The 12,700-nt window shown below is 40.2% G+C and carries 13 protein-coding genes; all 13 read left to right on the forward strand.

Annotated elements, in window-relative coordinates; genetic code table 11:
* Positions 1-57: 57 nt before the first annotated feature.
* The 13 genes from G6554_RS06130 to G6554_RS06190 all read left to right on the forward strand — a co-directional run bounded on the left by G6554_RS06130 (position 58) and on the right by G6554_RS06190 (position 12,676).
* A complete protein-coding gene (locus G6554_RS06130) occupies positions 58-639 on the forward strand; it encodes a TerD family protein (protein ID WP_166239805.1) in 582 nt (193 codons plus the stop codon).
* 62 nt (positions 640-701) lie between these two features.
* Positions 702-1,478, forward strand: a complete 777-nt coding sequence (locus G6554_RS06135; protein WP_166239807.1) for a TerC family protein — start codon at positions 702-704, stop codon at positions 1,476-1,478.
* A 73-nt stretch (positions 1,479-1,551) separates the two neighbouring features.
* The gene (locus G6554_RS06140) at positions 1,552-2,739 is read left to right on the forward strand and encodes an HpcH/HpaI aldolase/citrate lyase family protein (RefSeq protein WP_166239809.1); all 1,188 of its coding nucleotides are present in this window, start codon (positions 1,552-1,554) and stop codon (positions 2,737-2,739) included.
* A complete protein-coding gene (locus G6554_RS06145; RefSeq protein WP_207342927.1) occupies positions 2,690-4,093 on the forward strand; it encodes a phosphoribosyltransferase family protein in 1,404 nt (467 codons plus the stop codon). The genes G6554_RS06140 and G6554_RS06145 overlap by 50 nt, the downstream gene beginning before the upstream one ends.
* The gene (locus G6554_RS06150) at positions 4,047-5,168 is read left to right on the forward strand and encodes a cysteine protease StiP family protein (protein WP_207342928.1); all 1,122 of its coding nucleotides are present in this window, start codon (positions 4,047-4,049) and stop codon (positions 5,166-5,168) included. The genes G6554_RS06145 and G6554_RS06150 overlap by 47 nt, the downstream gene beginning before the upstream one ends.
* Positions 5,165-6,007 (forward strand): hypothetical protein, encoded by an 843-nt coding sequence (locus tag G6554_RS06155; protein ID WP_166239811.1) that lies wholly within the window; start codon positions 5,165-5,167, stop codon positions 6,005-6,007. The genes G6554_RS06150 and G6554_RS06155 overlap by 4 nt, the downstream gene beginning before the upstream one ends.
* A 489-nt stretch (positions 6,008-6,496) precedes the next feature.
* Positions 6,497-8,137 carry a YceG family protein gene (locus G6554_RS06160; protein ID WP_166239813.1) on the forward strand — a complete coding sequence of 547 codons (1,641 nt, stop codon included), beginning with the start codon at positions 6,497-6,499 and terminating at the stop codon, positions 8,135-8,137.
* A 3-nt stretch (positions 8,138-8,140) separates the two neighbouring features.
* The gene (locus tag G6554_RS06165; protein WP_166239815.1) at positions 8,141-9,244 is read left to right on the forward strand and encodes a toxic anion resistance protein; all 1,104 of its coding nucleotides are present in this window, start codon (positions 8,141-8,143) and stop codon (positions 9,242-9,244) included.
* Between the two features lie 42 nt (positions 9,245-9,286).
* Entirely contained in the window at positions 9,287-9,898 is a 612-nt protein-coding gene (locus G6554_RS06170; RefSeq protein ID WP_166239817.1) for a TerD family protein, read from the forward strand.
* Between the two features lie 31 nt (positions 9,899-9,929).
* A complete protein-coding gene (locus G6554_RS06175; protein ID WP_166239819.1) occupies positions 9,930-10,508 on the forward strand; it encodes a TerD family protein in 579 nt (192 codons plus the stop codon).
* Positions 10,509-10,639: 131 nt separating this feature from the next.
* Positions 10,640-11,341, forward strand: a complete 702-nt coding sequence (locus G6554_RS06180) for an anthrax toxin lethal factor-related metalloendopeptidase (protein WP_166239821.1) — start codon at positions 10,640-10,642, stop codon at positions 11,339-11,341.
* Between the two features lie 55 nt (positions 11,342-11,396).
* Positions 11,397-12,191: a thymidylate synthase gene (locus tag G6554_RS06185; protein WP_166239823.1), complete on the forward strand. Its 795-nt coding sequence runs from the start codon at positions 11,397-11,399 to the stop codon at positions 12,189-12,191.
* A complete protein-coding gene (locus G6554_RS06190) occupies positions 12,188-12,676 on the forward strand; it encodes a dihydrofolate reductase (RefSeq protein WP_166239825.1) in 489 nt (162 codons plus the stop codon). The genes G6554_RS06185 and G6554_RS06190 overlap by 4 nt, the downstream gene beginning before the upstream one ends.
* Positions 12,677-12,700: the final 24 nt, after the last annotated feature.

Raw genomic sequence — 12,700 nt, forward strand, 5'->3', positions numbered from 1 at the left:
AACCTTTTTAAGAGAAGCTCGTAAATAAACTATTACCAAAAATGGAGGAATGAAAAAATGGCAGTAAGTTTATCAAAAGGACAAAAAGTAGATTTAACAAAAACAAATCCAGGACTTACGAGTGTTGTGGTTGGACTTGGCTGGGACACGAATAAATATGATGGAGGAAACGATTTTGACTTAGATTCATCCGTATTCCTTTTAGGCGAAAGCGGAAAAGTTTCGAGCGAAGCGGATTTTATTTTTTACAATAATCCACAAGGAGCAGGCGGCGCTGTAGTACATACCGGAGACAATCGCACGGGAGCAGGTGACGGTGATGACGAACAAGTAAAAATTAATCTTACTGCGATTCCAGCAAACGTTCAGCGTATTGCATTTACGATTACAATCCATGAGGCTGACACTAGAAATCAGAACTTTGGACAAGTCAGCAATGCATATGCTCGTATTTTTAACGATGCTACAGGTGAAGAGCTTATTCGTTATGACCTGGGAGAAGACTTCTCGATTGAAACAGCAATTGTTGTTGGTGAACTATATCGCCATAATGGTGAATGGAAATTTAGTGCAATCGGCAGCGGTTACCAAGGTGGATTAGCTGCATTAGCAACAGACTTTGGTTTATCGATTGCTTAATAAGTAGAAAAGGAAAGACCTGGCCAAAAGGGTCTTTTTAAAAAAATGGAGGAATACACTTAATGTCGGTTTTACAACATATTTTAGACACCTATGCCCAATTCTTTAACTGGGAAATGTGGGGCGAAGTGTTAACTAATCCGGTCAGCTGGGGTCTGATTGGCACCTTAGTCATACTGGAAGGTCTTCTTTCTGCCGATAATGCGCTGGTCTTAGCGGTCATGGTTAAACATTTGCCATCAGAAAGGCGGAAGAAAGCCCTTTTCTACGGCCTGTTGGGCGCCTATATTTTCCGCTTTATTGCGATTGGGATTGGTGTTTTACTCATCAAACTTTGGTGGGTGAAAATATTGGGGGCAGGGTACCTCGCTTGGTTGTCCATCAAGTATTTCATAGATAAGAAAAAAGCAGCTGAGAATGATGAGGATGATGAAGCGGAGGGCATGAACCAAACCGGATTGCTGATTCGCTTATTTGGAACCTTCTGGGGTACAGTGGCAGCTGTTGAATTAATGGATATTGCCTTCTCTGTTGATAGTGTTCTTGCAGCATTTGGTGTAAGTGAACAGGTTTGGGTATTATTAATTGGTGGTATGCTTGGTGTGCTGATGATGCGTGGTATTGCAGGTGTATTCTTAACATTGATAGACCGCGTGCCTGAGCTGGAGACAACAGCCTATATTTTAATCCTTATTATCGCTTTGAAAATGCTTCTTGCCGTAGTAGGAATTGATATGGGGCATGTGATATTCTTTATCATTCTATTAGTAACCTTCGCAGCTACTTTTGTTGTTCACTTTATGAATAAGAAAAAGGAAGGCAGTAAGGAAACCAATTAATCATGTTTAAAAATGAGGAGCTGACGAGAGTCCGTCTCCTCTATTTTTTACCTTTCGAAGAGGAGAAAAGGTTATGGAGTTTTTTACCTATTTATACGAGGACGAAATTGAACAATTTTTTTATCGAAGGCCACAAGTCTTCAATAAATATTCCGATCGTGAGTTGTTGTCATATGGTTTAGGGGCGACACTCTATATGCCTGCCACACGCCCAAATATTCATCAGGAAATCCTCTCAAAGAAGCACGAAGGTCTAACCTCACTTGTGATAGACCTTGAAGATGCGGTTGGCGACAATGAAGTTATTAAAGCTGAAGAACTCCTTACCAGGGAAATGTTACAGTTAAAGCTTGAGTTAAATAAGGGATTTTTAACCTTTGGGGATTTGCCGCTCATGTTTATCCGCATTCGAAGTCTGGAACAGTTAATACGAGTAACTGAACGATTGGGTCAAGCGACAAACCTGTTGACGGGGGTCGTGCTGCCAAAATTTAGTGCTGAAAATGGTAAAGAATTACTAGAAACGGTTCGTCGGATTCACACGGACGAGCATCCGTTTTATGCCATGCCGATTTTGGAAACAGCGGGTGTAATCCAGAAAGAGACGAGAATAGAAGAATTAATGAGGAGCAAGCACCTTCTCGATCAATATAAGGAACATATTCTAAATGTACGGATTGGGGCAACCGATTTTTGCGGCTTGTATGGGATTCGCCGGAGTGCCGATACCACCGTATATGAAATTGCTGTTTTAAGAGATTGCATTTCTGATATTATCAATGTCTTTCAACGGTATGATAGTCCATATGTCGTTTCGGGCCCTGTTTGGGAGTATTTTTCTACAAAAAATAGGATGTTAAAGCCACAACTCCGCCAAACTCCATTTCGCGAACGGTATGGGGCTGATGGACTTAAATGGAGAGCGAAATTAATTGATGAAAATATGGATGGATTCATCCGTGAGATTCTTATGGATATTGCCAATGGAATAACGGGCAAAACGATTATCCATCCTTCGCATATAAAAATTGTTCAGGCACTTAATATCGTTTCGTATGAGGAATACATAGATGCCAGCACTATTGTCCAAGCAGCTACTGGAGAGATCGGGGTTATGAAGAGTATGTTTGCCAATAAAATGAACGAAATTAAGCCTCACTATTATTGGGCAAAAAAAATATTACTAAAATCGCAGCTTTACGGGGTGTTACATGAAGACTATACAAACATTGACCTTATCAAAAAAGAAGTATACGTTTAATATCCTTGATTCCATAGAAACCGAAATAGAGGTAATGGAAAATCCCTATGATCTTCCCATCGAGGAACTATTTACGATGGCAGCCAGGATTAATAAAAAGCGCTCGTTTTTGTTTGTGAGTAAAGTATTAGGGAAGCATTTACCGATTAATCCTACTAAAGGGCTGTTAACAGCTGCTCTTTTAGCAGCTAGATATGAAGAATCGGTGATGGGATTAGCATGTATGGAAACGGAAAGATTGTTGTCCGCCTTTTTGGAGGGTGAATCTATTTCCGCCCATGCCTTCATTCCGGCTGCCATTAATCCTGTTGTGATAGGTTTTGCCGAAACAGCAACAGCATTAGGTCATGCTTTTTTTGATTGTTTTCAAGCGGCTGAATATTTCCACACGACAAGGGAAGAACTCATGGATAAAATACCGGAAATAACCTTTGAAGAAGAGCATTCCCATGCGACATCGCACCGCTGTTATATTCCATTAGAAATGATTCAAAATGAGCGGGAAATCATCCTTGTCGATGATGAAATGACGACGGGAAAAACAGCGTTAAATATCATTCAATCTATTCATGCTAAATTTCCTAGGCGGAAATATACGGTAGTAAGTATTTTGGATTGGCGTTCACATGAACATAAACAAAACTTCTCGAAGTTGGAAGAGAAATTTGGAATAAAAATACATGTTGTCAGCCTGCTATCTGGTAATGTAAAGGTGAAGCAACGAAAAGAAATCATCAAGAGACTTGAAGATAACGAATCAAGCAATATTTATCCACCGTCAGTAGCTTTACTGCATCTTTCCTCCTTTTTTAGTGGCAGCGGCATTTTGTCCGAAAATCTAGTAACGAAGGCAGTATTTATCGAAGAGACTGGACGGTTTGGCTTAAAGAGTGTTGGGAATCCTTCACTGCACAAAAGGGTTTCTGCTGCCGCTGAGTTCTTAAGGCAAAAAAGATCGGGTGAAAAAACCCTTTGTCTTGGCACTGGGGAGTTAATGTACCTGCCAATGAAAATAGCTTCGGAAATGGGCGATGGTGTTTATTTTCATTCAACCACACGGAGCCCAATCTATATTGAAAACAAAGAAGGCTACGGAGCGCGATTTGGGGTGAACTTTCCTAATCCCGAGGATCAAGACATTTCACATTTTGTTTATAATATTCCACCAGGTTATTACGATGAATTATTCATCTTTTTTGAAAGAGAAGTAGAGTATGAGAATCTACTGGCAATGCTGAATGAACTGGGGAAGGTAGAAATTAAATCAATTAAGATCGTCTTTTTTTCGAAAATCAGAGGTGAATACCATGCAAAAAGCAATGAACAAACCAGCCAAGATAGGGACCTATCTTGATGAAGATGTACAATTTTTATTAAAGGATTTAAGTGATATTAAGCTTGAGGATTCCGCTATGAATCGGGAATCGAAGATCCAATCAGGAGGACATTATAGCGAATCCTTGCCAATCGAGTACCAGCCGCCAAAGGATTATGTGGATTTATTCTGGAAAACCCTTCACGAATACAAACAAAAAGTGGCCTTATGTGTGGGGATTGTCGCCGAACAAATTTATCAAGTGAAAGGGGATAACGCTATCCTTGTTTCTCTTGCACGGGCCGGTACACCAGTCGGGATTCTAATCAAAAGATATATTAAACTGCGCTATGGTGTTTCCTTAGCGCACTATAGTATTTCAATCATTCGTGATCGCGGAATAGACGAAAACGCGATTCAATATATTCATCGTGAGCACCCTAAAGGAAAGATTCAATTTATTGATGGCTGGACAGGCAAAGGTGCGATCTCGATTGAATTAAAAAAGGCCTGTCAGGACTTTGAACAAAAACATGGCATTTCCCTTGATGATACACTTGCTGTAATTGCGGACCCTGGTTACTGTACCACTCTTTTTGGGACAAGGGAAGACTTTTTAATCCCAAGTGCTTGTTTAAATTCAACTGTTTCCGGGCTCGTAAGCCGGACGGTTTTAAATGAACATTACATCGGTAAGGATGATTTTCATGGGGCAAAATATTACCGGGATTTACTTACTGAGGATGTTTCGAATGAGTTTATTGATGTCATTACAGGTGAATTTCCAACAATTATGAATGAGGCAGCGGCAACTTTGTTTGAAAAACTTCAGGATGATATTGAAACAGGGTTCTTGGGGATGGCAGATGTGATGAAAATTCAAGCGGAGTTTGCTATTGACAGCACCCATTATATTAAACCTGGTGTGGGCGAAACCACGAGAGTTCTTCTCCGCAGGGTTCCATGGAAGATATTAATGAGGGATCCCTCGAGTCCGTTTGTTAAACATATCCTCATGTTAGCTGAAGAAAAAGGAGTTGAAGTCGTGCCATATCCTGATTTGAACTATTTATGCTGCGGCTTGATTAAATCGGTAAAGGGGATGCAAAAATGATTTTTGCATCCGATCTTGACCGCACCTTGATGTACTCTATGCGAGCAATTGAAGAACTTGGGGAACCAAAAGAGTCTATTCTTAAACCTGTTGAACAAAAGGATGGCAAATGGGTGGGCTATATGACAGCACCCGCCTTTTTGGCATTAAAGAAGCTATCCTCTCATAGTTTGTTTGTACCGGTGACTACAAGGACAACGGTGCAATTTAACCGCTTTGTCATCCTAGCGGAGGAGATCCCGATTAAATATGCGATTACAACCAACGGCGCTACTATTCTCTATCAAGGGGTGCCGATGGAGGAGTGGTCAAACCATATTTATAGCAAGATACACTCGGAGTCGGTTTCGCAAACCGAGTTGCTTTCAATTTTGCACCGGGAAGGTTTCTATTTTGATGGGGAAAAGAAGCAGGCAGAGAATCTATTTTTCTATTACATATTAAATTGCCTCCCGACTGCCTCCGACAAAGAATTGCTTCATAATTTAGCTTTCAGATATGGTTGGAGGATTTCCTTGCAAGGGAGAAAGCTATATTTTATACCGAAAGCGATTAGTAAAGGAAGTGCACTTGAATATATATGTAACCGTGAAGGGATGAAAACAATTGCGGGCGCAGGGGACTCCATCCTCGATTGGGACTTCCTAAAGAACTGCCAACATCGATTCATTCCAAACCACGGAGAACTTGTAAATGAACTTGCCAATATGTCAATATTGTCAAAGGTGACAGGCACCATTAACCATATTCTTACAGAAAACCATGGGATACTTGCAGGAGAAGAGATCCTCCAAGGGTTTCTGAAACTGTTATCACATGAAACTAACTTTTGTTCATAATGCGACTAAATAGAAAATAGTAGAGGCTTATGAATAGGCTATAGGCAGCAATGAAAAATAGAATGGACAGGGCAAATGAATGGATTGCAGGGGAAAGAAGCAATGTGAAGATGAGGCTGAACACAAATAAATCCAGATAGACAAAGAGGTCCAGAACCATTACTTCCATAAGAGTATCCAATTCTTCCTGAACGTGTTCCATCCTCGGCCGCTTATATAAAAATCTCATTTGGGTCACCTACTTTAGTATCGTACTCATAAGTATGTAGGGACAAGAAGAAAGGTGAAAAATGGCGTCCAGGCTAAAATGTTGAAACATTTTTTCATGACTTGCGTATAAACAAATGAACCATTTAATTAACTGTGTTATGATGATAAAGAAACCTTACATAATTTTCTAATAGAAAAGTGGAAGCGTCTTGTTCAGGCGCTGGAGCTAGACATTTTTCGAGTAAAAAAGCTTTCGCTAATAGAGGGAAGGGATTATGAATGTATCTACCATTAAATCAGTTGAACGTCCGTCCTGTAGGTGCCCTCACATATGAAAATTGGTATGGCATGCTGAAAAAAACGCTGCCGGAACGGCCAAATTATTCAGTGGAAAATGGAGTAATTCAAATTCGTCAAATACTTGGAAAGTTTTTCGGTGTACCAATTGACATAGATGATTATTATAATCAGTTATTTGATTACGTCCATAATCAGGAATGGGGCCTACGGCTGCTAAGTGAAGAATCACTTGATAAAACGATAAATAATGCTCATTTCCAAGCCATTCAGCGTGTGATCAATATTAATAATGAACAGAAACTGTCAATCAACCGGTTCACGGCATTTCTCGATGGGGAGCAGCTACTTTTGAAATCAAGCGTGCCAGTGATCCATCGAAAACTCAGAGAAGCGATGATTGCCACGCTTGAGTTGTATTCGAAACTTGAACCTACAGGTTTAAAGAGCCATGAGCTAAGACGGGTTCTTGTAGATCTTGTTAAGTGGTCCATCAACCATTTACAGCCAGAACTGGAGCATGCTGATCCGCAAAAAGCAATGCCAAAATTCCTCTGGTATGGTGATTTTAAAAAAAGCCATCAATATTTTGTATATTATTTAATCAAGATAGGTTGTGACATTGTTATTTTTCACCCAGAGGGCAGGGATATGTTAGCGGATATGATGGATGAGCAGGTTTTCACCCATCAATTTCAGAATAAACAGCCGCCAGAGCCGTTTCCAAAGGAAAAGCGGAGCCGGAAGACAACGGTTGCCTATCGGGCTTCAAAAGAGATTGAGACGATATTAAACCAGGAGGGCTCCGGCCTTTATAAACCATGGCAATTAAGGGACTACACCCCGTCATCGTTTACCTTGAGAACAACTTACGACGAGCTTTTTATTCTTAGTAAAGAAATGGCGATGATTCGCCCGGATTTTGTTGCCCAGAACGGACAAGTTAATATCCCCTCCATTTTTGCTAAGGTACAAGGCGTGAGTAAAAATCGTAAAGAATACTGGGATCGGCTGCAATCACTTAGTCAATTAGAAAATAGCTTACTGATTCGAAATCTTCCAATTACGATTCCAAGCCACAGTGATTTTCGCTTTCATTACCGAAACGCACTAGGCAAGGACGGCTCAATCGTTCCTGAAAAAATCATGCAGGCACACTATTGGCCATATTCATTTTTAGCAACGGGCCTACAAAAAGGAATTGCAAAAGCCGTAGGGAGAATCTGTGATAAACCGGGATTAAAGCCTTTGCCGAATGAAAGTCAAGATGATGTGAAAATGTTTTTATTTACACAGGCTATGTTTATGCCCAAAAACATCATTCAATTGTTGGAACGGTTTGATTATTCTCAGCATGTCCCGAAATTAATCATTTACAATAATGAGGCAACTGGTCCGCTATCCAGGTCGGATGCGGCACTGCTGCTGCTTCTTAATCAATTTGGAATTGATATTATCTTATATAATCCGCCAGGACATAATGATATCGAAAATTATCTTGATGAACGCATATTTGATAAACATTGGCTTGATGACGTGGTCTTTGATCTGGAATTCAAAGAGCCATCACTTTTCAGAAAAGGGCTTTTTCAAGGTATCTTAAAAAATTTAAGGGGAGATTAACCAGTGAATCTATCGCCAAATCCATCTAGCGGTTTAACACCTGCGAATGCCGAGGATGTACTTTCAGAAACAAAGGTATCTGATATTAAACTGGCACTTCGCAAAGAACCAGAAATTCAGAACTTAGCCCGCACCATCGATGAACGCGACCAAATTCAAATATTGGAGTTTGGGAAAGAACCGGCCGTGCAAATATCTCGATTTTCTGATCAAATATTAAGCAATATGCGGACAACGAAAGTAGAAGATTCAGGTGAACTGTTGAAACATCTTGGCCGTATCATGGATAAATTTGATGCCAAGGACTTCCAAAAAACTTCAAGCGGCCTGTTTGGTAAGCTCTTTAAAAAGGGTGAGAAAATGGTTGAAAAACTATTTGGGAAGTACCAGACAATGGGTTCCGAAATTGATAAGGTATATGTAGAGATTTCGAAATATCAGCATGAGATGGTTGATTCAACAAATATGCTTGAGCAAATGTATGAGCAAAACTATCAATACTATTTAACCTTAGAAAAGTATATTGTTGCCGGAGAATTAAAGGTGGAGGAGCTAAAGAATCACCAGCTTCCACAACTTGAAGCCCGCGTCGCTTCCGGTGATCAGCTTGCGTCTATGCAGCTGGACTCATTGAAAAATGCGATTGATTTGCTTGAGCAGCGAATTTACGATTTAGAAATGGCGAAAATGGTTTCTTTGCAGACAGCCCCGCAAATCCGTTTATTGCAAAGAGGGAATACAAAGCTAATCGGAAAAATTAATTCTGCCTTTGTTACGACGATACCTATATTTAAAAATGGCTTGATTCAAGCCGTTGCAGCGAAAAGACAAAAACTTGTAGCTGATTCGATGAGTGAGCTTGACCGCAGGACGAATGAAATGCTGCTTAAAAATGCGCAAAACATTTCCCAGCAAAGCACCGATATCGCGAGGCTTGCCGGCGGTCCGAGCATTAAAATCGAGACGATTGAAGAATCTTGGAATATTATCATCAAAGGAATGCAGGAAACGCAAGCGATTGAAGAAGAGAATAGACGGATGCGTATCGAAGGTACAAAACGTTTAGAGCAATTGCAAGACAACTTTAAAAAATTAAAACAGTCATAGTTTTTATTGTGAACTTAAAAATAATAAATTGGAGTGATGGACATGGCTATTAATTTACAAAAAGGTCAACGTGTTGATTTAACGAAGGGCAATCCAGGGCTTTCCAAAATCTTGGTAGGATTAGGCTGGGATCCCGTACAAAGCGGAGGTGGCGGCGGCTTGTTCGGCGGGTTATTCGGCGGCGGAGGTGCTGCTAATGTCGACTGTGATGCTTCCGTGATTATGTTAGGTGCGAATGATAAGTTGCAAAATAATAAAGATGTTGTTTATTTTGGAAACTTAAAAAGCAATGACGGCAGCGTTCAGCACTCAGGTGATAACTTGACTGGTGACGGGGATGGCGATGACGAGCAAATTATGGTCGATCTAAACAGAGTACCGTCCCATATCCAAAAGCTTGTTTTCGTTGTAAATATTTATGATTGTGTAAAACGGAAACAACATTTTGGCATGATCAAAAATGCATTTATAAGAATCGTCAATCCAAGTAACAATCAAGAGCTCATTCACTACAATCTAACCGATAATTATAGCGGGCTAACTTGTCTCGTAACAGGTGAACTTTATCGGCATGGGAATGAGTGGAAGTTTGCGGCAGTAGGCAGCGCTACAAATGCAGCAAGTCTTAGTGAAGTTGTTCGTTCCTTCAGTTAATTGGAAAAATGTACTTGTAGAGGTGATTTGATTGGGTATCAATTTAGCAAAAGGTCAAAGAATTGATTTAACCAAAACAAACCCTGGGTTAACCAAGGTCATTGTCGGTCTCGGCTGGGATACGAACCGTTATCACGGCGGTCAAGACTTTGACTTGGATGCTTCTGCTTTTTTAACAGATGCAAACAGTCGAGTGACACAGGATTTGGACTTTATTTTTTATAATAACTTAGTTCACTCTTCAGGTTCGGTTGAGCATACCGGAGATAATCGGACTGGTGAGGGAGACGGCGATGATGAGCAAATCAAGATTGATTTCAGTAAAGTCCCTTCCCATGTGCACCGGATTGCGATTTCGGTCACGATTCATGATGCGGATACAAGAAACCAAAATTTTGGCCAAGTCTCCAACGCCTTTGTTCGCGTAGTTGATGAAGACACGAACCGTGAAGTCTTAAGGTTTGACCTAGGTGAAGACTTTTCTGTTGAAACAGCAGTCGTTATTTGTGAACTGTATCGACACAATGGGGATTGGAAATTCAACGCTGTCGGAAGCGGTTTCGCTGGGGGCTTAGCGGCTCTTTGTCGGAACTTTGGGTTAGAGGTTTAAATTTTTCAAGGAGAAGCTGCCGGTTTCATAGGGGCTTCTCTTTTTGTGTGACCTATTTCCTAAAAGTTCCAATCGTTAATAGGTTCTCACATGATATAATTCTATTAATTATAGAAAAGTGGGGACAATATATGAAGAAATGGGCCGTTGTCATTTTTATTACGGGCGTTTTTTTAACATCTATCACGACATCACAGGCTTCATTTGATGGTATCATGCTTGCAAATTATCCGAGTCATACGTTACTCTACCAAACTATAAAAAATGAACAGTCTGTGAAACAGCTAAATCAAATTATTGTGTTACCAAAGCAATCTATTGATCAAAGAGAAACAGCCGCGATGATCACACGGATCGCTTCATTACCGAGTTCCCTTTTGGAAAAAATCATACAAAACGGCATTAATGTTAAGCTTTTCACTGGAAAGCTAACTGATAATCCCACTGTTCAACAATTAGCTGGAAAAGTTCCAAGAGGGTATCAAGCCAACGTCACATGGGATGTGGTCCCTGGTATTGGTGGCTCCAAAGTGGTGCTTGCCAAAATCGGTTCTAGTAAAAAAGGAAAAGGACATGGTTCCGTGAATTTAGAGTTACATGAACTGGCACATTCAATCGATCGCTATGTGTTTGCGGACATTAGTGGGACGTTAGAATTTCACAATGTGTGGGAGAAAGAGCAGGAACAATTGTTTCCAGGGAATAGTTACTTCCATTATCCAGAGGAATATTTTGCCGAGAGCTTTGCCATGTATTATTTAAATAAGGGTACAAAAGAACAATTACTTTTAAATGCCCCTTTAACATATAATTTAATAAAAAAACTTCACTAAGGTCCGTGTGATTGTTAAAATAGTATGAATGAGTGGCTGGTAAGGGAGTGTCGAAATGAAACAATATTTAGAACTATGTGAGCATGTTCTTGAAAATGGTACAGTAAAGGGTGACCGTACCGGAACAGGTACCATTAGTACCTTTGGTTATCAAATGAGATTTAATTTAGATGAGGGTTTTCCATTAGTAACAACCAAAAAATTACATTTAAAATCAATTATCTATGAATTGCTTTGGTTTTTAAATGGTGATACAAATGTTCGCTATCTCCAAGAGAATGGGGTGCGAATATGGAATGAATGGGCCGATGAAAACGGAGAATTAGGGCCTGTCTATGGCCATCAATGGCGTTCTTGGACTGGTGTCGATGGGAAAACCGTTGATCAAATCAGCGAATTAATCGACCAGATTAAAACAAATCCGAATTCACGAAGATTGCTTGTCAATGCCTGGAATGTTGCAGAAATTGAAACAATGGCACTGCCACCTTGTCATTGTATGTTCCAGTTTTATGTAGCAGATGGAAAGCTGAGCTGCCAGCTTTATCAACGTTCAGCAGACGTATTCCTTGGTGTCCCGTTTAATATTGCCTCTTATGCATTATTAACACTAATGGTTGCACAAGTGTGTGATTTACAGCCAGGAGAATTTATTCATACATTTGGGGATGTCCATATTTATCAAAACCATCTTGAACAAGTTAAGCTGCAATTGAGCAGAGAGCCGAAGGCTTTGCCTGTACTCAAAATCAATCCAAATGTAAAGGATATTTTCTCATTCGAATATGAAGATTTCACTTTAGAAGGATATGACCCACATCCACATATTAAAGGAGTGGTCAGCGTATGATTTCTTTTATCGTCGCGATGGACGATAATCGCGCAATCGGTAAGAATAATCAATTGCCATGGCATTTGCCAGAGGATTTAAAGTTTTTTAAACGAGTGACGATGGGCCACCCGATTGCCATGGGGAGGAAGACGCATGAATCAATAGGGCGTGTCTTGCCGGGACGTGAAAATATTATCATTACGCGTCAACTTGACTACAAATGTGAAGGATGCACGGTCTTCTATTCAGTCGAGGAATTTGTAAAGTACAGCCATAAACAAGATGATGAAATTTTTGTGATCGGTGGGGCAGAAATCTTCAAAGAAACATTTCCTTTTGTAGACCGCCTTTATATAACCGATATTCATTCCACGTTCGACGGGGACACCTTTTTTCCGGAATTTGCACTGGGTGATTGGAAATTGACTTCTTCTGAAAAAGGAGTTAGGGATGAAAAGAATCCTTATGATTACGAATTTATGATTTATGAACGGAAGGCTTAGCAAAATGGAAAGAAGCAACAGTAT

Origin of the sequence: Bacillus sp. MM2020_4, from assembly GCF_011250555.1 — a bacterium.
Lineage (GTDB): Bacteria > Bacillota > Bacilli > Bacillales > Cytobacillaceae > Neobacillus.

What these genes read in the sequence shown, in the direction of transcription:
- G6554_RS06145 (WP_207342927.1), top strand. Translation starts at nt 2,690, where the DNA reads ATGAAGACTATACAAACATTGACCTTATCAAAAAAGAAGTATACGTTT.
- G6554_RS06140 (WP_166239809.1), top strand. Translation starts at nt 1,552, where the DNA reads ATGGAGTTTTTTACCTATTTATACGAGGACGAAATTGAACAATTTTTT.
- G6554_RS06180 (WP_166239821.1), top strand. Translation starts at nt 10,640, where the DNA reads ATGAAGAAATGGGCCGTTGTCATTTTTATTACGGGCGTTTTTTTAACA.
- G6554_RS06150 (WP_207342928.1), top strand. Translation starts at nt 4,047, where the DNA reads ATGCAAAAAGCAATGAACAAACCAGCCAAGATAGGGACCTATCTTGAT.
- G6554_RS06135 (WP_166239807.1), top strand. Translation starts at nt 702, where the DNA reads ATGTCGGTTTTACAACATATTTTAGACACCTATGCCCAATTCTTTAAC.
- G6554_RS06130 (WP_166239805.1), top strand. Translation starts at nt 58, where the DNA reads ATGGCAGTAAGTTTATCAAAAGGACAAAAAGTAGATTTAACAAAAACA.
- G6554_RS06170 (WP_166239817.1), top strand. Translation starts at nt 9,287, where the DNA reads ATGGCTATTAATTTACAAAAAGGTCAACGTGTTGATTTAACGAAGGGC.
- G6554_RS06190 (WP_166239825.1), top strand. Translation starts at nt 12,188, where the DNA reads ATGATTTCTTTTATCGTCGCGATGGACGATAATCGCGCAATCGGTAAG.
- G6554_RS06155 (WP_166239811.1), top strand. Translation starts at nt 5,165, where the DNA reads ATGATTTTTGCATCCGATCTTGACCGCACCTTGATGTACTCTATGCGA.
- G6554_RS06160 (WP_166239813.1), top strand. Translation starts at nt 6,497, where the DNA reads ATGTATCTACCATTAAATCAGTTGAACGTCCGTCCTGTAGGTGCCCTC.
- G6554_RS06185 (WP_166239823.1), top strand. Translation starts at nt 11,397, where the DNA reads ATGAAACAATATTTAGAACTATGTGAGCATGTTCTTGAAAATGGTACA.